The organism is Anaeromyxobacter sp. Red801 (assembly GCF_049201065.2).
GTDB lineage: Bacteria > Myxococcota > Myxococcia > Myxococcales > Anaeromyxobacteraceae > Anaeromyxobacter.
Genome location: NZ_CM181236.1, coordinates 2,113,975 through 2,136,469 on the forward strand (window position 1 = coordinate 2,113,975; position 22,495 = coordinate 2,136,469).

Consider the following 22,495-nt stretch of genomic DNA (forward strand, 5'->3'; position numbering starts at 1 on the left):
ATCCTAGCGGCGCGGCGCGCCGGCGGTCAAAGCGTCAGCGGCCGCGCGACCCGCCGCCGGGGCGCGGGCCGCGAGGGGGCCGGGACGGGCCCGCCCCGGGCCGGCGCGGTCCGGGCCTGCCGGTTCCCGCGGGCTTGCCGGAGCCCCCAGGCCGGCTGAAGCCGCCGGGCTTGCGGGAGGCACCGGGCCTGCCGGGGCCACCGGGCCTGCCGGAGCCACCGGGCCTGCCGGGGCCGCCGGACCGGCCAAAGCCGCCGGGCTTGCCGGGGCCGCCGGACCGGCCGAACCCACCGGGCCCGCCGGGGCCGGAGCGGGGCGGGCGGGGGCTCCCGCCCGAGGTCGGCGGGCGCCCGCCGCCGCGCGCACCGCGGCGCTCCGCGGTCCGGGGCCGCCAGGCCGGGGCATCCGGCCCTCCAGCGCCGGTGCGAGCGGGGCGATCGCCGGTTCGGGGCGGCCGGCCGCCGCGATCCGGCGGCCGGCCGGCGCCGGGCGTGCGCCGGCGCGGGGTCCGCTCCCCGCCGGCGGGGCGAGGCCCGCGACCGCCGCGCTCGGGCCGGGCGGGGCGGCGCGCCGGAGCCGGCCACTCCGCCGGGGACGATCCCGCGGCCGGGCCGAGCTCGAGGCCGAGCCGCGCCCCCAGGGCGTCCACCCCGGCGCGATCCAGCGAGAGGCTCGCGCCGAGCGCGGGCCGGAGCGGCCCCCCCGAGGCGCGCAGGGCGCGCAGGTGCTCCGGGAGCCGGGCGCGCAGGTCGGCCTCGAACTCCGGCAACAGGCCGAGGTCGGCGAGGCGCGGCTCGTCGGCGAGCAGCAGGCGCACGCGCTCGGTCAGCGTGGCCCGGGCGCGCAGCTCGGCGCGGCGCTCGTCGCGCACGCGCTCCGCCTCGCGCTCCGCGCCCGCGCGCGCCAGGGCGGCGCGCAGCCCCGCGGCGTCGAGGCCGAGGCCCTCGGCGGCGCGGGAGAGCACGCCGCCGGCGGCCCGGACCGCGTGCAGCAGCTCGTCGCGCTCGCGCCGCGCGAACGCGTGGGCCAGGCCGTGGAGCTCGAGCAGGGCGCCGAGGTCGGCGTCGGACGCCGGCGCGCCGTCGGCCCGCCGCCAGCCGGCGGCGAGGGCCGCGAGGATGGCGGGGCGGCGCGCGCCGAGCCGGCGCACCAGCCGCTCCAGCTCGGCGCGGCCGGCGGGGAGCTGCAGCTCGTCGAGGAGCGGCAGGGAAGGGGCCGGGGCGGGCTCCGGCGCGGCGGCGCGGTCGCGCGCGCGCCGCACCACCAGCTTCGCCTTCCGCGCGGCGCCCTTGCGCCGCGGGGGCGCCGCGGGGGCGCGGGCGGGCGCGGCGGCGCCGGGCGCCGCGGCCTGCGGCTCCTCGTCGCGCCGGTACATGCCGCCGCGCTCGCGCTCGGCGGCGATCTCCGCGGGGGTCCCGCGCGCCAGATCCGCGAGGGCCTGCGGCCCCAGCGGCCGCGCGGGCGGCGGATCCGCGAGCAGCGCCTTCACCATGAGCAGCTCGTCCCAGCCCAGCGCGCCGAGCGCGCGGCGGATCTCCGCCGTGCCGGCCTGCCGCCCGGCCTCCGCGCACCAGCGCGCCACCCGCTCCAGCAGCTCGTCGTCGAGGTCGGCCATCGCGACGCGGAACGTTGCCGACGGGGCCTCCGGAGTCAAGGATCACGTTGCCGGGGGCACGCCCGCGTGGTTCACTCCCGCGCATGTCACCTGCTGCGCCGAACGGCGCGCGCGTCCCGGCGTTCGTGCGCGCCCTCCGGTGGATCCTCTACGCGCTGCTGCTCGTCGCCGCCGCGCTCACGCTGGCGGGCCTCCCCGAGCTGCAGCGCGCGGTGGCGGCCGGGCACTGGCCGCGCGCCGCCCTCGCCATCCCGCCCGCGCTCGTGGCGGTGTTCATCGCCGGCTACGCCACCTACCGCTTCGCGCTGGTCCGCGCCGGCCGCTACCCGGCCGGCAAGGCGCTGGTGCAGCTGGGCCTGATGGTCCTGATGGTGGCGGTGATCGGCGGGATCGCGCTGGAGCGCGGGCAGGGGGCGCCGGACGCGCCGGTGGACCTGGGCCGCGCGCTCGCCTCGGCCGACCCGGACGCCCGGGCCATGGCGGCGGAGCTGGCGCGGCACCGCCCGCGCGAGGTCTCCGAGCGCCTGGTGCCGGCGCTGGTGGATCTGGCGGCGGACCCGGCGCCGGAGGTGCGGCGGCAGGCGCGCGCCACCCTCGCGGCGCTGGCGGGCGAGGACGCCGGCGGGGACGGCCCGGACGCGCCGGAGCGCTGGCGCGCGTTCTGGCGCGCGAGGGGCCTGATCCCGCGCTAGGCGCGCGGTCCGGGGCGGGCATGCGGTCTGGGGCTTGTGCCTGGTCGCGCGGTCTGATATTGAGAACCATTATCAACATGAATACCGAACGGGACAGGATGAAGGGCTCGAGCAGGCCGCGGGAGGGCGGCGGGTCGGCGCAGGTGTCCGGTCCCACCGCCACGCTCGCCGCGTACATCCAGGAGCGCGGCCTCAAGCAGTCCCGGCAGCGCGAGCGCATCGCCCAGTCGTTCTTCGCCATGGGCGGCCACGTCACGGTGGAGCAGCTGGTCGCGCGCGTGCGCCGGGACGACCCGCGGGTCAGCGTCGCCACCGTGTACCGCACCATGAAGCTGCTGGCCGAGTGCGGCCTGGCGGTGGCGCGGCAGTTCGGCGACGGGCAGACGCGCTACGAGGCATCGGCCGGGCGCGACCACCACGACCACCTGATCTGCACCGCCTGCGGCGAGATCATCGAGTTCGCGAACGAGCGGATCGAGAGCCTGCAGGAGATGGTGGCGCGCCGGCACGGCTTCGAGGTCGAGAGCCACCGCCTCGAGCTCTACGGCCGCTGCGCCCGGTGCCGCCCGCCGGGCCGCGCCCGCCAGGAGGCGCGCCCGTGACGCCTCCTCCCCCGGAGGCCGCCGCGCGCCACGAGGCCGACCTCGATCGCAAGCAGGTGGTGGCGGCCGCGCGGTCCGTGATCCTGGTCGGCAACCCCAACGTCGGCAAGAGCGTGCTGTTCGGCGCGCTCACCGGCAAGTACGTCACCGTCTCGAACTACCCCGGCACCACCGTCGAGGTGACCCGCGGCTCGGCCACCATCGAGGGCCGGCCCTGGCACGTGATGGACACGCCGGGGACGAACAACCTGCTCCCGATGTCCGAGGACGAGCAGGTGACGCGCGACATCCTGCTGGTGGAGCGCGACTACGTCTGCCTGCAGGTCTGCGACGCGAAGAACCTGCGCCGCGGGCTGCTGCTGTCGGCCCAGCTCGCCGAGGCGGGCATCCCGTTCGCGCTCGCGCTCAACATGGCGGACGAGGCCGAGGGGCGCGGCATCCGCATCGACGAGGCGGCGCTCACGAAGGCGCTGCAGGTGGACGTGGTCCGGACGGTGGCGGTGCAGCGCAAGGGGCTCGCCACGCTCCAGGCCCGGCTCGCCTCCGCCCGGCCGTCGCCGTGGCGGCCGCGCTACGACGAGGCCATCGAGGACGCCATCGCGCGCGTCGAGCCGCTCATGCCCCGCGGCGGCATCGGCCCGCGCGCGCTGGCGGTGATGGCGCTGGTGGGGGACGACTCGCTCCGCGCGCACGTCTCCGGCAAGCTCTCGGCCGTCGAGCTGGCGCGCATCGACGAGGTGCGCCGGGCGCTGGCCTCGCGCTACCCGGAGTCGCTGCGCTTCGTGATCGCCCGCCAGCGGCTGGCGGCGGTGGACCGGCTGCACGACGCGGTGCTCACGAAGGGCGACGCTTCGGCGGCGAGCGGGTTCGCCCGCCGGCTCGGCGCCTGGTCCACCCATCCGCTCTGGGGGCTGCCCATCCTCGCGGTGGTGCTCGCCGTCGCCTACCTGTTCGTGGGCGACTTCGGCGCCGGCACCGCGGTGGACTTCCTCGAGAACACCGTCTTCCACGAGTACCTGATCCCCTGGACCGACCACCTGGTGCGCTGGATCGTCCCGGCCGGCGCGGTGCAGACGTTCCTGGTCGGGCCGCCGGGGGTGCCGCCGCTGGAGCACGGCGGGTTCCTGATCGGCAAGTACGGCGTCGTTTCGATGGGGCTCTCCTACGGCGTGGCGATCGTGCTGCCCATCGTCACCACGTTCTTCATCGCGTTCAGCATCCTCGAGGACTCCGGCTACCTGCCGCGGCTCGCGGTGATGGTGAACAAGGTCTTCAAGCGGATGGGCCTGAACGGCAAGGCCGTGCTGCCCATGGTGCTGGGGCTCGGCTGCGACACCATGGCCACCATGACCGCCCGCATCATGGAGACGCGGAAGGAGCGGGTGATCGTCACGCTGCTGCTGGCGCTGGCGGTGCCCTGCTCCGCGCAGATGGCGGTGATCCTGGCCATGACCGCCGGCCTGTCGATGGGGGCCACCGCCTGGTTCGTCGGGACGCTGCTGCTCGTCATCTTCCTGGTGGGCTGGCTCGCGGCCAAGGTGCTGCCGGGGCGCGGCTCGGACTTCATCCTGGAGCTGCCGCCGCTCCGCCTCCCGCAGGCCTCCAACATCGCGGTGAAGACCTCGGCCCGCATCGAGTGGTACCTGCGCGAGGCGCTGCCGCTGTTCGTGCTCGGGACGCTCATCCTGTGGGTGCTGGACCGCTTCCACGGGCTGGCGGTGCTGGAGCGGGCCGCCGCGCCGGTGGTGGTGGGCATGCTCGACCTGCCGCCCGAGGCCGCCACCGCGTTCATCCTGGGCTTCCTGCGGCGCGACTACGCCGCCGCCGGCCTGTTCCGCCACTTCCAGCCCTACATGCAGGCCGGCACCATGACCTGGAGCATGGAGATCCAGGTGGTGGTGGCGCTGGTGACGATCACGCTGTTCGTCCCGTGCATCGCGAACTTCTTCATGATCCTGAAGGAGCGCGGCTGGAAGACCGGCCTCGCCATCATGGGCTTCATCATCCCGTTCGCGTTCGGCGTCGGCGCCGCCGTCAACCAGCTCATGCGCCTCGTGCACTAGGAGCCGCCCGTGCCCGCCGTGGTCGCCAGGAACGAGAGGTGCCCGCTCTGCGGGACCGAGTTCGACGCGGAGGGGCAGGGTTGCCGCCCGAGCTGCCCGATGGCCAGGGGCTGCCGGGTGATCTGCTGCCCGTCCTGCGGCTACTCGTTCCCGCAGGAGGCCGGCGTGGCCGGCGGGCTGCGCAAGCTGTTCGACCGGCTGAAGGAGAAGAGGGGACACGCACCGTGAATCACCGCACCACGCACCGCAACGAGGAGATCCTGGAGGCGGTCTTCACCGAGCGCGAGGCGGGCCGCGACGCCGCCGCGGGCATCCTGGCGCAGGCGGCGCCCGATCACGCGCCCGGCGCCGACGCCTCCGACCTCGAGGCGCTCGCGGCGGAGGGGATGCTGCGCCTCGACGGGACGCGGGTGGCGCTCACCGAGGAGGGCGAGCGCCAGGCGCGCGACGTGGTCCGCCGGCACCGCCTCACCGAGCGGCTGTTCCGGGACCTGCTCGACCTGGGGGAGGGGGCCACCGAGAAGCAGGCCTGCGAGTTCGAGCACATCCTCTCGCCCGAGGCCACCGACTCGGTCTGCACGCTGCTGGGCCACCCGCCGACCTGCCCGCACGGCAAGCCCATCCCGCCGGGCCCGTGCTGCGGCACGTTCCAGCGCACGGTGCGCCCGCTCGTGACCGGCCTCGCCACCTTCGACCTGGGGGCGACCGGCCGCATCGTCTTCATCGCGCCCAAGTTCCACGACCGCATGGACCGGCTCGCCGCGCTGGGGGTGATCCCCGGCTCGACGGTCCGCCTGCACCAGCGCTCGCCCTCGTACGTCATCGAGGTCGGCGAGACCACCATCGCCCTCGATCCGGAGATCGCGGGCGAGATCTACGTGAAGCCGGTCGAGGCGCGCTAGCGCCCCGGCCATCGCAGTCCACCCGGAAGCGACACCGGAGGCGGGCTCCCGCGCGAGCCCAAGATGAGAATGACAATCAACATCACGACCCGCACCCTGCTCCTCGCCCTGTGCCTTTCCGCCCCCGCCGCGCGCGCGGCGGAGCCCGCCGCGGCCCCGCAGCCCGCCGCCGGCGGCACGCAGGGCGACGCCGCCGCGAAGAAGGACGACGCCCCCGCCACGCAGGAGCAGGTCCGCACGCTGGCCGAGGAGGTGCGCCGCCTGAAGCTCGAGCTGGGGCTGCGCGACGTCGAGTACCAGTCGTACGGCGGCATGGGCCCGGCCGCGTCCAAGGTCTACTTCGCGCCCAAGGGGCTCTCCATCGGCGGCTACGGCGAGCTCACCTACCGGAACATGGCCGACGGTCCCACCGGCGACCAGAGTGACCTGCTCCGCGCGGTGCTGTACGTGGGCTACCGCTTCACCGACCGGATCGTCTTCAACTCGGAGATCGAGTTCGAGCACGCCGGCCACGAGGTGGGCGTCGAGTTCGCCTACCTCGACTTCCTGCTCACCGACGCGCTGGGGCTCCGCGTCGGCAACGTGCTCGTCCCCATGGGCTTCGTGAACGAGATGCACGAGCCCGCCTTCTTCAACGGCGTGTTCCGCCCCGACGTCGAGCGGCTGATCATCCCGACCACCTGGAACGAGAACGGCGTGGGCGTGCACGGCGAGGTGGCCGGGCTCCGCTACAAGGCGTACCTGCTCACCGGGCTCGACCTGTTCCGCGGCGGCGAGGAGACGCCGGAGGCGGACTCGTGGGTCCGCCAGGCCCGCAGCGGCGGCGGCGAGTCGCGCGCGGCCACCGGCGCCGGCGTCCTCTCGCTCGAGTACGCCGCCGGCCCCGCCACGGTGGGCGGCTCCGTCTACCGCGGCCGCGCCGACCAGCGCGAGCGCACCGCCGCCGGCGAGGCCATCCGCGCCGACGTGACCCTGGCCGAGCTGCACGCGCAGGCGGCCTGGCGCGGCGCGAGCGCCCGGGTGCTGGGCGTGGTCGGGCGGCTCGGCGACGCCGCGAAGGTCTCCGAGCAGCTCGGCCTCTCGGGCGACGAGGTCCTGGGCTCGGGCGTGAAGGGCGGCTACGCCGAGGTCGCCTACGACGTCCTGACGCTCGCCGCCCCCGGCGGCGCCGCCTCGCTCTCGCCGTTCGTCCGGGTGGAGCGCTACGACCTGCACGACCGCGTGCCGGCGGGCGGCGTCCGGAACGCCGGGCTCGACCGCACCGCGGTGACCGCGGGGCTCACCTTCAAGCCCATCCCCACGGTGGTGCTGAAGGCGGACTGGCAGCGCCGCGATCCGAAGGCCGGATCGGCCACCGACCAGGTGAACGTCGGCGCGGGCTTCGTGTTCTAGGGGGCGGCCATGGCGCGCGCGCTGCTCATGGGGCTGGCCACCGCCGCGGCGCTCGCCGCCGGCGGGGCCGCCGCCGCCGAGGCGGGCCCGGCCCCGGCGAAGGACGAGGCGGTGGTGCGGTCCGCGTTCCCGGGGACGGAGCGGGTGGAGGTCCGCGACGTGCTGCTCACCGACCCGATGGTCGAGCGCATCGAGCGCCTGGCGCGGGCCCGGGTGAAGGAGCGGCTGGTGACGTTCTACACGGCGCGGCGGGGCGGCGAGGTGCTCGGGTACGCGGTGATCCACAGCCACGTGGTCCGGACCAAGCGCGAGACGCTGCTCCTCGCGTTCGAGCCGGACGGGCGCATCCGCAAGGTCACGGTGCTCGCCTTCCTCGAGCCGCAGGAGTACCGGCCGCCGGAGCGGTGGCTGCGGCAGCTCGAGGGGAAGGGGCCCGCGGACCGGCTGGCGGTGGGCGACGACCTCGCGCCCATCACGGGCGCCACGCTCTCGGCGCGCGGCATCGCCGAGGAGTCGCGGTGGCTGCTCCAGGCGCTGCGCGAGACCGCGGGGGCGCGGCCGTGAGGTTCCTCGTCCAGCCCACCCCCGACGCGCTGGCGCGGGCCCGTCCGCCGGTGCGCGCCTTCCTCGTGTTCGCGGCGCTGGCGCTGGCCGGCGTCGCGGTCCAGCGCGCGGCCGCGGGGGGCTTCACCGCCGCGGGCGTGCTGGACCAGTACCTGGCCGGCGGCGACCCGCTCCCCGCGGCGGCGCTCTGGGAGGAGGTGCACGTCGGCGCGTTCCTGTACGGCTTCGTGCTCCTCATGGCCGGCTCGCTCCTGGCGGTGTGCCCCGTGCCGGCGCGGCTGCGCTCGGCCCTGGTCGGGCTCGCCTTCGCCGCCGCGCTCGCGGACCTGTTCGCGCCGTTCGCGGTGATCCGCCTCGGGGGCGCCGGCGGGCTCCGCGTCGCGACGTCGATCGCGGCGCTCGGGTCGCTGGGGGCGCTCCTCGCCGTGGTGGCGGCCACCTACGGGCGGCCGGGGAGGCGCGCCGGTGCGTGACCCGCGCCTCGCGCCGTTCCGGGCGCCCGCCCTCGCGTTCGCGGCGCTCCTGCTCGTCTCGGCGGCGAGCGGCGCGGTGCTGTTCGTGCTGAAGCTCGGCACGACCGCGGCCCGGGTGAAGGAGTTCTACCTGGGCTCGGAGGCGCGCTTCGCGGCCCCGCGGACGCTCGGCGGCATCCTGGAGGTCGCGATCCCGCACCTCGTCGCCGTCCCGCTGGTGCTGTTCGCGGTGGCGCACCTCGTCGCGTTCACCCGCGCGCTCCGCCCGCGGCCGTACGCGGCGCTGGTGCGCCTCTCCTTCGGCTGCGCGCTGGCCGGCGCGCTGGCGGGGCTGGGCGTCCGGTTCGTGGCGCCGTGGCTCGCCTGGGTGAAGATCGGCGCGTTCGTGGGGCTGGAGGCGGCGCTGCTCGCCTGGGCCGCGCTGCTCGTCGGCCTGTTCCTGCCGGAGCGGGCCGAGGCGCACGCGCGCCGCGACGCCGCCGCCGACGGCGCGAGCCCGCAGCGCGTGCCCGGGGCGCCGCGCCGCGACTGACCGCCGGTCACTCCGGCGCCCGCACCAGCCGGCCGGCGAGCGCCGGCGAGACCCGCACCGCGCCGTCCCCGGCCACCAGGATCGCCGCCGCCCCGGCCGCCTCGACGCGGGCCAGCCCGGCCTCGCCGCCTTCCAGGAACGCCGCCTTGCCCAGGATCTCGGCCTCCACCGCGGTCCGGGCCAGCACCGTCACCGCCCGGCTCGCCGGGGAGGGGCGGCAGGTGCGCGGGTCGATGAGGTGGTGGTAGCGCCGGCCGCCCGCCTCGAAGGCGTGCTCGTAGTCGCCGCTCGTCGAGAAGGCGCGGTCGGAGACGTCGAGCGCGGCCATCGCGTCGAGCGGGCCGCCGCGCGGGTCCCGGATCGCGACGTGCCACTGCGCGCCGCCGCGCCGGCCCGCCGCGTACAGGTCCCCGCCCGCCTGGAGCAGGAAGTCCCGCAGCCCGAGCGCGCGGAGGCGGCGGGCGGCCCGGTCCACCGCCCAGCCCTTCGCCAGCCCGCCGAGGCCGACCTTCATGCCGGCGCGCAGCAGGCGCGCCTCGCACCCCGGGCCGCCGCGGCGCGCGCGCAGCTCGAGGCCGCGCCAGCCGACGAGCGCGCAGCGCGCGCGCACCGCCTCGTCGGGCGGCGGCGCCTGCTCGGTGCCGTCGAACCGCCAGAGCTCCGAGACCGCCGCCCAGGTCGGATCGAACAGGCCGCCGGTCTCGCGGGCGCCGCGCCGGGCGATCCGGAGCACCTCGCACAGGTCGGCGGGCAGGGTTACCCAGCCGCGGCCGGCGCGGGCGTTGAGCCGGGAGAGCGGCGAGTCGGGGCGCCACTCGTTCATCACCCGGTCCACGCGGTCGAACACCGCGAACGCGGCGTCGATCCCGGCGCGGGCGCGCTCCGGCGGCGCCACCACCGCGACCGTGAGCAGGGTTCCCATCCCGGGGCGCGACTCCCGGAGCTCGCCCTCCAGGGGAGGGGCGAGCGACAGCAGGGCGAGCAGGGCGGGGAGGGCGGGCACGGAACGTTAGGGATATCCGGGGCTCCGCCGGCCCGCCACCGGCCTCGCCGCGCGCCGGCGGTCCCCCGGGCCCGGCCCCCGTGGCACTTGACCGCGTGCGGCGAGATGTCTAGATCGCGGGTTCACCAGATGAATCTGGATTCAGCCCGATGAGCACGCGTTCCCAGGAGGTCCCCCGGCTGCGGGAGCGGCTCCGCGAGGAGACGGCGCGCTCCATCCTCGCCGCGGCCGAGCGCGTCTTCGGGGAGGACGGGCTGCACGCGGCGCGGATGGAGCGGATCGCGGCCGCCGCGGGCGTCGCAGTGGGCACGCTCTACAACCACTTCGCCGACCGCGAGGCGCTGGTGGAGGCGCTGTGCCGGACCGGGCGCGAGGCGCTCCTCGCGCGCGTGGACGCCGCGCTGGCCGCCGCCCAGGGCCGCCCAGCGCGCGAGCAGCTCCGCGGCTTCCTGGAGGGCGTGCGCGAGCACGCGATCGCGCGCGGCCCGTTCCTGGCGGTGCTGGCGCAGGCCGGCGAGGGGCCGGCGCGGGCGCGGCCGCCGGTGACGCTCGAGGCCGAGCTGACGCGGCGGGTGGAGGCGATCGTCCGGCGCGGCGTGCGCGCGGGCGAGCTCCGGCCGGACGCGCACGGCGTCCACGCGGTCGCGTTCCTGGGGATCACCCGGGCGCTGGTGGTGCGCACGCTCGAGCGGCAGGGGAGCTGGGACGGCTTCGTGGACGCGGTGCTCGACGCGTTCCTGCGCGGGGCGGGGCGGTGAGCGCCGCGCGGCCCCCCGTCAACAAGTGGCTGGTGACCGTGTCGGTCACCTTCGGCACGCTCATGGGCGCCATCGACGCGTCGATCGTGAACGTGGCGCTGCCGCAGATCCGGGGCGCGGTCGGCGCCACCGTGCAGGAGATCACCTGGATCACCACCGGCTTCGCCATCGCGACGGTGATCGTGATGCCGCTCACCGCGTTCCTGGGCCGGCTGTTCGGCCAGAAGCGCGTGTACATGGCCAGCCTGTTCGTGTTCGTGGCGGGCTCGGCGCTGTGCGGGATGGCCTCCAGCCTCGGCCAGGTGGTCGCGTTCCGGGCCATCCAGGGGCTCGGCGCGGGGGCCCTGCAGCCCACCGAGCAGGCCATCCTGCGCCAGACCTTCCCGCCCAGGGAGCAGGGCATGGCCATGGCGCTGTTCGCGATGGCCGTGATGGTCGGGCCCGCCGTCGGCCCGACGCTGGGCGGCTACATCGTCGACGACTTCCACTGGTCCTGGATCTTCTTCATCAACCTGCCGGTCGGCGCGCTCGGCCTGTTCATGGTCTGGCGCTTCGTGCACGAGCCGGAGGACATCCGGGCCGCGAACGCGGCCGCGGCGGCCGAGCAGCGCCGGAACATGGACTGGCTCGGCATCGCGCTGCTGGCGGTCGGGCTGGCCATGCTCCAGTACTTCCTGGAGGAGGGCCAGCGGGACGACTGGTTCGAGTCGCGCACCATCACCGCGGCGGCCGCGGTCGCGGCCGTGGCGCTCGCGCTGTTCGTGTGGCGCGAGCTGGTCGCGAAGGTGCCGGCGGTGAACCTGCGGCTGTTCCGCGACACCGTGTTCACCTCGGGCACGGTGATCGGCGCGGTCATGTTCGCGATCCTGATGGCGAGCATGTTCCTGCTGCCGCTCTTCATGCAGGAGCTGCTCGGCTTCACCGCGATGCAGTCCGGCCTCGCGCTCATGCCGCGCGTGCTGGTGATGATGCTGGTCACGCCCGTCGTCGGCCGGCTCTACTCGCGTGTCTCGCCGCGCCTGCTGGTGGCCATCGGCGTGGTGCTGGTGTCGCTCGGCTCCTTCGACGTCTCCCGCATCACGCTGGCGAGCACCTCCTCCGGCATCGTCCACGCCATCCTGATCCAGGGCGTCGGCTTCAGCTTCCTGTTCGTCCCCCTCACCACCGCCGCCCTCTCGAACATCCCGCGCGAGCGGCTTGCCGACGCGACCGGCCTCAACTCGCTGCTGCGCCAGGTCGGCGCGTCCATGGGGCTGGCGGTGTTCGCGACCATCCTCGACCGCTCGGGCGTGACCGCGCGCGCGGCGGTCGCGAGCCACCTCACCCCGGACCGGCCCGAGGTGCAGGAGCGGCTCGCGCAGCTCGGCGCCTTCTTCACGCAGAAGGGCTTCGACCCGGTGTCGGCGCGGGAGGCCGCGCTCCGCGCCCTCGACGGGATCGTCCGCAAGCAGTCGATGGTGATCGCCTTCGAGCACGTGCTGTTCGTCACCGGCGTCCTGTTCCTGTGCGTGCTGCCGCTGCTGTTCTTCCTCAAGGTGAACCGGCACGGGCCTGGCGAGAAGGTCCACGCCGAGATGGAGCTGTGACCATGACCCCTCCCGCCGATCCGAAGCTCCACGAGGTGCGCGCGCCGCCCGCGCCGGCGGACGCCCCGGCGCGCCCGGGCGGCCGGCGCCGCGTGCTGGTGGGCGCCGGCCTGGTCGCGGGGGTCGCCGCGCTGGCGCTCGGCGCGCACGCGCTCCTCACCCGCGGCGAGGAGAGCACCGACGACGCGCAGGTCGAGGCCGACGTCGTCGCGATCGCGCCGCGGGTGGGCGGCCCGGTCGCCGAGGTCCTGGTGGCGGACAACGCCCAGGTGCGGCAGGGGCAGCCGATCGTCCGCATCGACCCGGCCGACTACCAGGTGCGCGTCCGCCAGGCCGAGGCCGAGCTGGCGACGGCCCAGGCCCAGGCGGCCGCCGCGGAGGCGCAGGTGGCGGTCGCGCGCGCCGGGGTGACCCGCGCCGAGGCGGAGTCCGAGAAGGCCGCCCTCGACCTGCGCCGGGCCGAGGAGCTGAAGGCCGGCGACGCCATCGCCACCGAGCGCTACGACGCGACCCGCATCGCCGGCGCCACCGCGCGCGCCGGCGCCGGCGCCAACCGGGCGCAGTACGCCGCCGCGCTCGCCAGCGGCGAGCTGGCGAAGGCCCGGGTCGAGGCGGCGCAGGCCGCGGTGGACCTGGCCCGCCTGCAGCTCTCCTACACGGAGGTGCGCGCGCCCGCCTCCGGCCGCGTCTCGCGCCTCGCCGCGCGGGTGGGGCAGATCGTGCAGCCGGCCCAGAGCCTCGGGCAGCTCGTGCCCGCCCGCACCTACGTGGTCGCGAACTTCAAGGAGACGCAGACCGGCGGCATCCGCCCCGGCCAGCCGGTGGACGTCGAGATCGACGCGTACGGCGGGCGCACGCTCCACGGCAAGGTCGAGAGCATCTCCGGCGGCACCGGCGCGCGGTTCGCCCTGCTGCCGCCGGACAACGCCTCCGGGAACTTCGTCAAGGTGGTCGAGCGCGTCCCGGTGCGGATCGCCTGGGACGCAGTGCCGGCGGACCTGCCGCTGCGCGCGGGCCTCTCGGCCTTCGTGACGGTGCACACGAAGTAGGACGAGGGCTGCGCCCTCGCCCCGCCGGCCCCCACACCCGCCCACCCGCGGGCCGTCCAGACATCGGCCGATTTCTGGACGGGTCCCCTCCGGCTGCTACGGTCGCGGCGAGGCAGCCGAATGGCCGTGACGCGCGGACGCAGGTGGGGCGTGTACGTGGGGGTCGTCGCCTTGCTGGCGGCCCTCTCCGCCGCCGATCCGTCCGGCCTCCGCAAGCACCTGCGCCTCGCCGGCGAGGTCGACCAGATGCGCGCCGAGAACGAGCGCCTGGCGTCCGAGAACGCCCGCCTCGCGCGCGAGGTCCGGGCGCTCCGCTCCGAGCCGGCCGCGCTCGAGCGCGCCGTGCGGGAGGAGCTCCGCTACATCCGCCCCGGCGAGCGGGTCTACTGGCTGGGCGCCGAGCGCGGAGGGGCCCCGTGAGCGAGCCGCTCCCCGCGCTGCCGCCGGTGCGCGCGCCGGTGGGCGCCACGCCCACGGTGCGCCGCCGGCTGGCGCTGCAGCGCTCGCGGCCCCTGCTCATCCGCGCGTACGCGCTCCTGCTCGGCGAGGCGGGGCTGGCCGGCCCCATCGCCCGCCGCCGGGCGGCGCGCTTCGCGGTGCGGAGCCTGCCGGCGCTGGTCACGGTGGCGGTGGGCGCGCTGGTGGCGCTGCGCGGCTTCGAGTCCGCCGCGGGCTGGGGGCAGGTGGCCGCGATGGCGGTGCTGGCGGTGGCGCTCGGCGCGCTGGTGTGGCGCCGGGTGGCGCGCGCGGCCGCCGGGGAGCAGGCCGGCTACCGCGAGCAGCTCGAGCTGGGCTCGCTGTTCGTGGTGGCGGCGTACGCGGTGGCGCAGAGCGCGAGCTTCGGGCACGCCGAGTCCGCGTTCCAGCCGGTGGTCTACCTGGTGATGGCGTTCCTGGTGGCGTTCCTCGCCCCGGGGGTCGGCGCCGGGCTGGTGGCGCTGGCGGTGACGCTCGAGGCGCTGCTGTGGGCCGGGCGCGGCGCGCGGGTGGTGGACCTGCCCGAGGCGGTCGTGCACGCCGGCTTCGTCACCGTGTTCGCGGTGCTCTACTACGCGGTGCTGGCCGGGCAGGTCGCGGCCAGCCGGCGCGACGAGCGGCTCGCCATCGAGCGGCGCATGAAGGAGATCGACCACCTGGCGCGCGCGTTCCGCCTGAGCGTGGCGGCGCCGGACGACGCGCAGGATCCGGCCGAGCGCGAGCGCCGCTGGAGCGAGGGCGCGGTCATCGAGATCGAGGCGGCGGTGGGCGGGGCGCTGGAGGTCGCGGTGGCCGCCCTGCGCTGCCACACCTGCGCGCTGTTCTGGCTGAGCGAGGACGAGAAGACGCTCACGCTGCTCGACTGCCGCTCGCCCAGCGAGGCGGTGGGCCGCGAGCCGCTGCCGGCCGGGGAGGGCCCGCTCGGCGGCGCGGTGCGGCGGCGCTCCCCGGTGCGGCTGCACGGCGAGGTGAAGGCCGTCAGCTACTACGCCGACGGCACGCGGCCGAAGGCGCTGCTCGCCGCGCCGCTGGTGGACCCGCGCGGCGGCCACGTGCGCGGCGTGGTGCTGGTGGACCGGATGGAGCCGACGCCGTTCAGCGAGGCCGAGGAGAAGCTCCTCGTCACGCTGGCCGCCGAGATCCTGCGCGCGGTGGGCGCCGAGCGGCTGATGAAGGACGTCCGCCAGACGCGCGCCGAGGTGGACCGGTTCTACCGGTCCATCGAGCGGCTGAACCGCACCCGCAAGCTCTCGGAGGTCTACGACGCGCTGGTGGGCGTGGCGTCGGAGATGGTCACGGTGGACTTCGCCGCGGTCGCGCTGCGCGACGAGGTGGATCCGTCCAAGGTGCGCGTGGTCCGCGTGGCGGGCGGGGAGGGGGAGCGCACCGGCGCGGCCGGCCTCGACGACCTCGAGTTCGCGATGGGCGACGGGTGCCTCGTCTCCTCCGCCATCAAGATCGACGACGTGCTCCCGGTGAACGCGCTCGACCCGGCCAAGACCCGCGTGTTCGGCTCGGTGTGCCTGCGCGGCCTCGCCTCGCTCAAGATCTTCCCGCTCAAGGTGGGCGAGCGCTCCATCGGCGCGCTGGTGCTGGGCGCGAAGCGCGCCGGCGCGTACGGCCGCGACGCGGTCCAGCAGCTGCTCGTGATCTCCATGCACGCGGCGCAGTCCATCGACCGCGCGCGCCTGTTCGACCAGACCGAGCGGCTCGCCACCACCGACGGCCTCACCGGCCTCACCAACCACCGCACCTTCCAGGAGCGGCTGGACGCGCACCTGGGCCAGGCGCAGCGCTACGGCAAGCGGACCTCGCTGCTGCTCTGCGACATCGACCATTTCAAGTCGGTGAACGACACGTACGGCCACCCGGTGGGGGACCAGGTGCTGCGCGGGGTGGCGAGGACGCTGGCGCGGGCCGCGCGCGGCACCGACGTGGTGGCCCGCTACGGCGGCGAGGAGTTCGCCATCGTCATGCCGGAGACCGACACCGGGGGCGCGATGGTCATCGCCGAGCGCATCCGCGAGAAGGTCGGCCAGCTCGTCTTCGAGACCGAGCAGGGTCCCCTCAAGGTCACGCTGTCGCTGGGGGTCGCGACCTTCCCCGACGACGGCACCCAGAAGCCGGCGCTGATCGAGCGCGCCGATGCCTGCCTCTACCACGCCAAGCGGCACGGCCGGAACCAGAGCGTCTCGGCGGCCAGCCTGCGCGCCCCTCGCCGCGCGGCGGTGTGACGGCGGGGCCTCCGCGGCGGTGGCCGGCGCCCGCCGCGCCCTGCTAGACTTCGGTCCGCGCCGCCCGTCCCCCGGGCGGCCTCGCCCGGAGCCGCCCAGGCTTGAAAAAGAACTTCGTCCTCGACACCAACGTCCTGCTCCACGACCCGCGCAGCATCTTCGGCTTCGGAGACAACGACGTCGTCATCCCCATCTACGTCATCGAGGAGGTCGACAACTTCAAGCGCGACCTCTCGACGCTCGGCCGCAACGCGCGCCAGGTCTCGCGCTCGCTCGACGAGTTCCGCTCCCGGGGCAAGCTGCGCGAGGGCGTGCCCATCGGCGACGCCCACGGGCACCTGCGGGTGCTGGTGGCGGAGCACAAGCTCCCGCACGGCGTCGGGAACGGGCACACCATCGACGACCAGATCCTGGCGGTGGCCCTGGAGCTCGCGCAGCGCGAGCAGGGCACCCCCACCGTCTTCGTCACCAAGGACACCAACCTCCGCATCCGCGCCGACGCGCTCGGGCTGCACGCCGAGGACTACGACGTCGAGGGCGTGGTGCTGGACGAGCTGTGGAGCGGCAGCTCGGAGCTGGACGTCTCGCCGGAGGACGTGAACGCGTTCTACGCGGGCGGCGCGCTGGCGGCCGACGAGGGGCGCGAGCCGCCGCCGCCGAACGCGTTCGTGGTGCTGCGCGATCGCACCAACCCGCAGCACTCGGCGGTGGGGAAGTACAGCGCCGCGAAGCAGGCCTACGTGCCGCTCATCAAGACGCCGAAGGAGGGCGTCTGGGGGATCCGGCCGCGCAACAAGGAGCAGTCGTTCGCGCTCGACCTGCTCCTCAACGACGAGGTGCGGCTGGTCACGATCGTCGGGAAGGCCGGCACCGGCAAGACGCTGCTCGCCATCGCCGCCGGCCTGCAGAAGACCATGGAGGACGGCGTCTACCAGAAGATGCTGGTCTCCCGGCCCATCTTCCCGCTGGGCCGCGACCTCGGCTACCTGCCGGGCTCGGTGGAGGAGAAGCTGAACCCCTGGATGCAGCCGATCTTCGACAACGTCGAGTACCTCATGAACCTGTCGCGCTCGGAGAAGAAGGCCGGGCGCGGCTACCACGAGCTGCTCGACCTGGGCATCCTCGAGATCGAGCCGCTCACGTACATCCGCGGCCGCTCCATCCCCAACCAGTTCATCATCGTGGACGAGGCGCAGAACCTGACGCCGCACGAGGTGAAGACCATCATCACGCGCGTCGGCGACGGGACCAAGATCGTCCTCACCGGCGACCCGTACCAGATCGACAATCCCTACGTGGACCAGACCAACAACGGCCTCATCCACGTGGTGAACCGCTTCATGCACGAGCGGCTGGCCGGGCACATCACGCTGGAGAAGGGCGAGCGGAGCCCGCTGGCCGAGCTGGCTGCGAACCTGCTGTAGCGGGACTGCGCCGCGCGGCCTCAGCCGCTAGATCCCTCGGGCGATATGACGAACCGGGCCGATCCCACGCCGCCGGCCGCGCCGGCGCTCGAGTACCCGCTCCGCTACACCTTCAAGGTGATGGGGCTCGCGGGCGACGACTTCGCCGAGCACGCGCGGCGGCTGGTGGCCCGCGGCGTGGGCGAGGCCCCCGCGATCGACGTGACCGTCCGCGCCTCGTCGGGCGGGAAGTACCACTCGGTGAGCGTGGCGGTGCGGCTGGAGTCGGAGGCGCAGCGGCGCGCGGTGTACCAGCTGCTCTGGCAGGACGAGCGCGTCGTCTACTACCTCTGACCGCCGCTCAGGCGGCGGCGCAGGGGGTGCCGAAGTCCACCAGGTCCACCGGCCGCGGCGCCATCCCGAACGTCAGCTCGTCGCGCCAGCCCTCGGCGTCGCCGCCGATCTGCAGCGGCATCGGCTTCTCGAAGCGCATGGCCACGCGGTCGGCGTGGAAGTCGAGCAGCCCGCGGTGCGCGAAGCGGCCCGCCCAGATGCTCGGCACGCTGGTGAGCAGCGTGCGGATGGGGATGCTCGTGGCCACCCGGACCTGCATCATGCCCGGGGCCTGCTCGGCGAACGGGAAGGCGCGCAGGCCCAGGCCGTAGTACGGCACGGTGCTCGCGGCGGCCATCATGCAGGGGCCGGCGTAGAGCAGCTCGCCGTGCGCGATGGGGCGGCCGACGCGGTTGCCGCGCCCGTCGAGGCGCCAGGCCGGGCGGCCCACGTTCACGATCTCGCAGTAGGTGGGGCGGCGCTCGACCAGGCAGCGCGGCGCGGAGCGCAGCGCGATGGCGAGGCCGTAGCCGCTCGCGCCCAGGCCCAGGCGCCGGAGCGGCGTGCCGGCGAGCTGCGACTTCAGCCAGATGTAGTCGTTCAGCACGGCGGCGTCGATGCCGACGCCGGCGAACGGGGTGAGGCGGTCGCCGCAGGAGACGAGGTCGAGCCGGCGGACGCGGCCGACCTCGCCGCGCACGAAGCGGAGCAGGTCCTGGACGTGCCGCCGCGGGGTCGCGCCCACCACGCCGGCCACCGCGTTGCCGGTCCCGAGGGCGAGCACGCCGAAGCAGGGAGGCCGGGCCGCGCGCCGCTCCGCGCTCTCCAGGATCCGGTTCACCCAGGACACGAACGTCCCGTCGCCGCCGCCGGTGAACACCGTGCGGTAGCGCCGGGTCACCACCTCGTCGGCGATGGCCGCGGCCTCGTCGGCGCAGCGCGACACGAAGAGGTGCTCGTCCGGCAGCACCGAGGAGAGCGCGCGGCGGACGCCGGGCGTCACCTGCTTCGCGTTCGCGTTGAGGAGGACGGCCACGTCGGCGCCCGGCGGGGCGAACGGCTGTTCGAACCCGTGGGACCGCTCGGCGGTGGCGACCATTCGAAGCATGGAGTTCCCTTGCGAGGCTGTGACGCGGATGTCCGGGTTTCCTGAGCAAGCAGGGTGCCACGGCGCGTCACCAGGGCAAAACCGTGGCGTCACGGCAACTTATTCGCCTGCACGGCGCCCTGTGCGGGGAGCAGGGGACGCGTCGCCCGGGTGGCAGTGCGTCGCGCGCTACGCAGCGCGCCGTCGCCCACCGGCCGGGGGGCCGGGAGGGCGAGCGCGCCGTTTGACAGGGTTCGCCGCGGACTTACGTTGCCCCCCGTCCAGGAGGACTTTCGAACCATGGCCAAGATCATCGGCATCGACCTCGGCACCACGAACAGCGTGGTTGCGGTGATGGAGGGGAAGGACCCCGTCGTCATCACCAACGAGGAGGGCTCCCGGCTCACCCCGAGCGTGGTCGCCTATACGAAGGAAGGGGAGCGGCTCGTCGGGCAGGTGGCCAAGCGCCAGGCCATCACCAATCCCGAGAAGACCGTCTACTCGATCAAGCGCTTCATGGGCCGGCGCTTCGGCGAGGTGCAGGACGAGATGAAGCGCGTCCCGTACCACGTCGCCGAGGGCCCGAACGGCGACGCGCGCATCGAGATCGACGGCAAGCAGTACTCGCCGCCGGAGATCAGCGCGCAGGTGCTGCTCAAGCTGAAGCGCGCCGCCGAGAACTACCTCGGCGAGAAGGTCACCGACGCGGTCATCACCGTGCCGGCCTACTTCAACGACTCGCAGCGCCAGGCGACCAAGGACGCGGGCGAGATCGCCGGCCTGAACGTCCGGCGCATCGTCAACGAGCCGACCGCGGCCGCGCTCGCGTACGGCCTCGACAAGAAGAAGAACGAGAAGATCGCCGTCTACGACTTCGGCGGCGGCACGTTCGACATCTCGATCCTCGAGGTGGGCGAGAACGTGGTCGAGGTGCTCGCCACCAACGGCGACACGCACCTCGGCGGCGACAACATCGACCAGCAGGTCATCGACTGGCTGATCGCCGAGTTCAAGAAGGACACCGGCATCGACGTGTCGAAGGACAAGATGGTGCTGCAGCGCCTGAAGGAGGCGGCGGAGAAGGCGAAGATCGAGCTCTCCTCGATGATGGAGACCGAGATCAACCTGCCGTTCCTCACCGCCGACCAGACCGGCCCGAAGCACCTGTCGGTGAAGCTCTCGCGCGCCAAGCTCGAGCAGCTCGTCGAGGCCCTGATCGAGCGGTCGATCGAGCCGACCCGGCGCTGCCTGGCCGACGCCAAGCTCCAGCCGTCGCAGATCGACGAGGTGGTGCTGGTCGGCGGCCAGACCCGCATGCCGAAGATCGTCGAGACGGTGAAGCGGTTCTTCGGCAAGGAGCCGAACCGGACCGTCAACCCGGACGAGGTGGTGGCGGTGGGCGCGGCGGTGCAGGCCGGCGTGCTCTCCGGCGAGGTGAAGGACATCCTGCTGCTCGACGTGACGCCGCTCTCGCTGGGCGTCGAGACGCTGGGCGGCGTGATGACCCGGCTCATCGAGCGGAACACCACCATCCCGGCGAAGCGGTCGGAGACGTTCTCCACCGCGTCCGACAGCCAGACCTCGGTGGAGATCCACGTGCTGCAGGGCGAGCGCGAGATGGCGCGCGACAACCGCACGCTGGGCCGCTTCCACCTGGAGGGCATCCCGCCGGCGCCGCGCGGCATGCCGCAGATCGAGGTCACGTTCGACATCGACGCGAACGGCATCCTGAACGTGTCCGCGAAGGACAAGGGGACCGGCAAGGAGCAGAAGATCACCATCAGCCACTCGTCCGGCCTGGCGAAGGACGAGGTGGAGAAGATGGTGGCCGACGCCCAGTCGCACGAGGCCGAGGACAAGGCGCGCCGCGAGGAGGTGGAGCAGCGGAACCGGGCGGAGAACCTCGCCTACCAGATGGAGAAGCTGCTCAAGGAGAACAAGGAGAAGCTCGCGGCCGCCACCGTGAAGGAGATCGAGGAGGCGGTGCAGGAGGTCCACAAGGTCCGCGAGAAGGGCACCGCGGCCGAGGTGAAGGCGGCCATGGAGCGCCTGGAGAAGGCCAGCCACAAGGCGGCCGAGGAGCTCTACAAGACCGCCGCGCCGGGCGGTCCGGCCGAGGGCGCGCCGCCCCCGGGCGGCCCCGGGGCCGAGGAGAAGCCGAAGGACAACGTGGTGGACGCGGAGTTCAAGCAGGTCTAGCGGGGGCCACCGCCCCGCGGAGACGGGCCGCCTGGCGCAGCCGGGCGGCCCGTCGTGCGTCCGGCGTCCGCGCCCCGGCGCGCCTCGCTTTTCGGGCGCCCCCGCCTTAATCTCGCGCCCGTGCACCTCACGGTCCTGTCGCGCTCGAGCGAGATCTACACCACGCGCCGCCTGGTCGAGGCGGCGGGCGCCCGCGGGGTCCGCGCGCGCGTCGTCGATCCGCTCGAGGTGGAGATGGGGCTGTTCGACGAGGCGCCGCAGGCCTACTGGCGCGGCAAGCGCTTCCCCCGCACCGACGTGGTCGTGCCGCGGATCGGCCTGTCCATCCACCAGTACGGCCTCTCGGTGGTGAACCAGCTCGAGCTGCTCGGCATCCCCGCGCTGAACGGCGCCTACGGCATCGCCGCCAGCCGCAACAAGATGCGCAGCCTGCAGATGCTCTCGGCCGCCGGCGTGCCGGTGCCGCGCACCGTCATGGCGAGCGACCCCTCCGGGCTGAAGGACATGGCGCGGCTGGTGGGCGGCGTCCCGGTGCTCGTGAAGCTGCTCTCCACCAGCGAGAAGTCGGGCGTGATGATCTGCGAGACGCTCCAGTCGCTGGAGGCGGCCCTGGAGGCGATCCTGGGCCTCGGGCAGAACATCGTGGTGCAGCAGTACCTGAAGGGCGCGAAGGGGCGGGACCTGCGCGCGCTGGTGGTGGGCGGCGAGGTCGTCGCGGCGATGCGCCGCCGGCCGCCGGTCGGGCGCTTCTCGCGCAACCTGCGGCGCGGCGCGCAGTTCGAGCAGGTGAGCCTGCCGCCCGCGTACGCGCGGGCCGCCGCGCAGGCCGCCCGGGTGCTCCAGCTCGAGGTCTGCGCGGTGGACATGCTCGACGTGAAGGGCACGCCGCGGGTGTTCGAGGTGAACTCCTCGCCGTCCATCCGCGAGGCGGAGAGCGCGTGCGGCGTGGACGCCGCGGGGCGGATCGTGGAGCGCGCCATGGCGCTGGTGCGCCGGGGGCGCGCCCCGGCGGGCGCGGGGCGGCGCCGCCGCGACGGCGCGGCCGCGGCGGCGCGGCCCTGAATGCGTGGCCGGCCCCGGCCGTCCCTGGTATAGAGCCCGACCATGCGCACCCTCGCACTCGCCCTCGCGCTCCTGCTCGCCCCCCTGGCGTCGCGCGCCGACGCGGCCGCCGACGCCGCCGCGAAGAGCTACCGGATCGACACCGAGGGCACCACGCGCTCGATGAAGGCCGGCGCGGCCGGCAAGCTGGTGATCTCGATCGTCCCGGTGGCGGGCACGCACGTGCACCCGCAGGCGCCGCTCAAGATCACCCTCTCGGCGACGCCGGGGCTGACGCTGTCGAAGGACAAGCTCGGCCACAAGGACGCGGTGGACCCGAAGGCCGAGGGGCCGCGCTTCGAGGTGCCGTTCACCGCCGCCCAGGCCGGCGCCCAGGAGGCGCGGGCGAGGGTGGACTTCTTCATCTGCTCCGACCAGTGGTGCGTGAAGCAGGCGCGCGACGTGTCGGTCCCGGTCAAGGTCGAGTAGG

Annotated in this window: 22 protein-coding genes; 19 read left to right on the top strand and 3 right to left on the bottom strand. The window is 74.9% G+C overall.

The annotated features are described in order from the left end of the window. Window positions 1-34: 34 nt before the first annotated feature. The gene (locus ACOQFB_RS09700; protein ID WP_494492548.1) at window positions 35-1,615 is read right to left on the bottom strand and encodes a helix-turn-helix domain-containing protein; all 1,581 of its coding nucleotides are present in this window, start codon (window positions 1,613-1,615) and stop codon (window positions 35-37) included. Between the two features lie 83 nt (window positions 1,616-1,698). Between ACOQFB_RS09700 and ACOQFB_RS09705 the strand changes: the two genes are divergently transcribed. From ACOQFB_RS09705 to ACOQFB_RS09745, 9 genes are all read left to right on the top strand, one after another. After that, window positions 1,699-2,307 (top strand): HEAT repeat domain-containing protein, encoded by a 609-nt coding sequence (locus tag ACOQFB_RS09705; protein WP_421610942.1) that lies wholly within the window; start codon window positions 1,699-1,701, stop codon window positions 2,305-2,307. A 98-nt stretch (window positions 2,308-2,405) separates the two neighbouring features. Then, window positions 2,406-2,909, top strand: coding sequence for a Fur family transcriptional regulator (locus ACOQFB_RS09710; RefSeq protein WP_011420620.1), 504 nt, complete (start codon window positions 2,406-2,408; stop codon window positions 2,907-2,909). Next, entirely contained in the window at window positions 2,906-4,972 is a 2,067-nt protein-coding gene (gene feoB, locus ACOQFB_RS09715; protein ID WP_421610941.1) for a ferrous iron transport protein B, read from the top strand. The genes ACOQFB_RS09710 and feoB overlap by 4 nt, the downstream gene beginning before the upstream one ends. 9 nt (window positions 4,973-4,981) lie before the next feature. Beyond that, window positions 4,982-5,200 carry a hypothetical protein gene (locus ACOQFB_RS09720; protein WP_059437781.1) on the top strand — a complete coding sequence of 73 codons (219 nt, stop codon included), beginning with the start codon at window positions 4,982-4,984 and terminating at the stop codon, window positions 5,198-5,200. Further along, on the top strand, window positions 5,197-5,874 hold the full coding sequence (locus ACOQFB_RS09725; protein ID WP_421610940.1) for a metal-dependent transcriptional regulator: 678 nt from the start codon (window positions 5,197-5,199) through the stop codon (window positions 5,872-5,874). The genes ACOQFB_RS09720 and ACOQFB_RS09725 overlap by 4 nt, the downstream gene beginning before the upstream one ends. Before the next feature lie 69 nt (window positions 5,875-5,943). Beyond that, window positions 5,944-7,266, top strand: a complete 1,323-nt coding sequence (locus tag ACOQFB_RS09730; RefSeq protein ID WP_421610939.1) for a putative porin — start codon at window positions 5,944-5,946, stop codon at window positions 7,264-7,266. 9 nt (window positions 7,267-7,275) lie between these two features. Beyond that, window positions 7,276-7,830 (top strand): FMN-binding protein, encoded by a 555-nt coding sequence (locus tag ACOQFB_RS09735; protein ID WP_059437778.1) that lies wholly within the window; start codon window positions 7,276-7,278, stop codon window positions 7,828-7,830. Beyond that, window positions 7,827-8,303 carry an Aq_1264-related membrane protein gene (locus ACOQFB_RS09740; protein WP_059437777.1) on the top strand — a complete coding sequence of 159 codons (477 nt, stop codon included), beginning with the start codon at window positions 7,827-7,829 and terminating at the stop codon, window positions 8,301-8,303. The genes ACOQFB_RS09735 and ACOQFB_RS09740 overlap by 4 nt, the downstream gene beginning before the upstream one ends. Then, complete coding sequence (locus ACOQFB_RS09745) at window positions 8,296-8,835, top strand: Aq_1264-related membrane protein (protein WP_421610938.1); 540 nt, start codon at window positions 8,296-8,298, stop codon at window positions 8,833-8,835. The genes ACOQFB_RS09740 and ACOQFB_RS09745 overlap by 8 nt, the downstream gene beginning before the upstream one ends. 7 nt (window positions 8,836-8,842) lie before the next feature. On the opposite strand, the gene ACOQFB_RS09750 is transcribed toward ACOQFB_RS09745, so the two are convergent. Then, window positions 8,843-9,838: an FAD:protein FMN transferase gene (locus ACOQFB_RS09750; RefSeq protein WP_421610937.1), complete on the bottom strand. Its 996-nt coding sequence runs from the start codon at window positions 9,836-9,838 to the stop codon at window positions 8,843-8,845. Between the two features lie 149 nt (window positions 9,839-9,987). On the opposite strand from ACOQFB_RS09750, the gene ACOQFB_RS09755 reads away from it, so the two are divergent. From ACOQFB_RS09755 to ACOQFB_RS09785, 7 genes are all read left to right on the top strand, one after another. Then, on the top strand, window positions 9,988-10,596 hold the full coding sequence (locus tag ACOQFB_RS09755; protein WP_421610936.1) for a TetR/AcrR family transcriptional regulator: 609 nt from the start codon (window positions 9,988-9,990) through the stop codon (window positions 10,594-10,596). Then, entirely contained in the window at window positions 10,593-12,182 is a 1,590-nt protein-coding gene (locus ACOQFB_RS09760) for a DHA2 family efflux MFS transporter permease subunit (protein ID WP_494492549.1), read from the top strand. Before ACOQFB_RS09755 ends, ACOQFB_RS09760 begins: the two co-directional genes overlap by 4 nt. 2 nt (window positions 12,183-12,184) lie before the next feature. Further along, entirely contained in the window at window positions 12,185-13,231 is a 1,047-nt protein-coding gene (locus ACOQFB_RS09765; protein WP_421610934.1) for an HlyD family secretion protein, read from the top strand. A gap of 120 nt (window positions 13,232-13,351) precedes the next feature. Next, on the top strand, window positions 13,352-13,651 hold the full coding sequence (locus tag ACOQFB_RS09770; protein WP_421610933.1) for an FtsB family cell division protein: 300 nt from the start codon (window positions 13,352-13,354) through the stop codon (window positions 13,649-13,651). Continuing rightward, on the top strand, window positions 13,648-15,942 hold the full coding sequence (locus ACOQFB_RS09775; RefSeq protein WP_059437770.1) for a sensor domain-containing diguanylate cyclase: 2,295 nt from the start codon (window positions 13,648-13,650) through the stop codon (window positions 15,940-15,942). The genes ACOQFB_RS09770 and ACOQFB_RS09775 overlap by 4 nt, the downstream gene beginning before the upstream one ends. A 101-nt stretch (window positions 15,943-16,043) precedes the next feature. Continuing rightward, on the top strand, window positions 16,044-17,366 hold the full coding sequence (locus ACOQFB_RS09780) for a PhoH family protein (protein WP_059437769.1): 1,323 nt from the start codon (window positions 16,044-16,046) through the stop codon (window positions 17,364-17,366). Between the two features lie 45 nt (window positions 17,367-17,411). Continuing rightward, a complete protein-coding gene (locus ACOQFB_RS09785) occupies window positions 17,412-17,699 on the top strand; it encodes a DUF493 domain-containing protein (RefSeq protein ID WP_059437768.1) in 288 nt (95 codons plus the stop codon). A 7-nt stretch (window positions 17,700-17,706) separates the two neighbouring features. Here ACOQFB_RS09785 and ACOQFB_RS09790 read toward each other — a convergent pair whose 3' ends face one another. Next, window positions 17,707-18,786 carry a diacylglycerol/lipid kinase family protein gene (locus ACOQFB_RS09790; protein WP_059437767.1) on the bottom strand — a complete coding sequence of 360 codons (1,080 nt, stop codon included), beginning with the start codon at window positions 18,784-18,786 and terminating at the stop codon, window positions 17,707-17,709. 279 nt (window positions 18,787-19,065) lie between these two features. Here ACOQFB_RS09790 and dnaK point away from each other — a divergent pair, with 279 nt between their 5' ends. From dnaK to ACOQFB_RS09805, 3 genes are all read left to right on the top strand, one after another. Further along, window positions 19,066-20,964, top strand: a complete 1,899-nt coding sequence (gene dnaK, locus ACOQFB_RS09795; protein ID WP_059437766.1) for a molecular chaperone DnaK — start codon at window positions 19,066-19,068, stop codon at window positions 20,962-20,964. Window positions 20,965-21,084: 120 nt separating this feature from the next. Further along, on the top strand, window positions 21,085-22,026 hold the full coding sequence (locus ACOQFB_RS09800) for an ATP-grasp domain-containing protein (protein ID WP_059437765.1): 942 nt from the start codon (window positions 21,085-21,087) through the stop codon (window positions 22,024-22,026). A 42-nt stretch (window positions 22,027-22,068) separates the two neighbouring features. Then, entirely contained in the window at window positions 22,069-22,494 is a 426-nt protein-coding gene (locus ACOQFB_RS09805) for a hypothetical protein (RefSeq protein ID WP_421610932.1), read from the top strand. Window position 22,495: the final 1 nt, after the last annotated feature.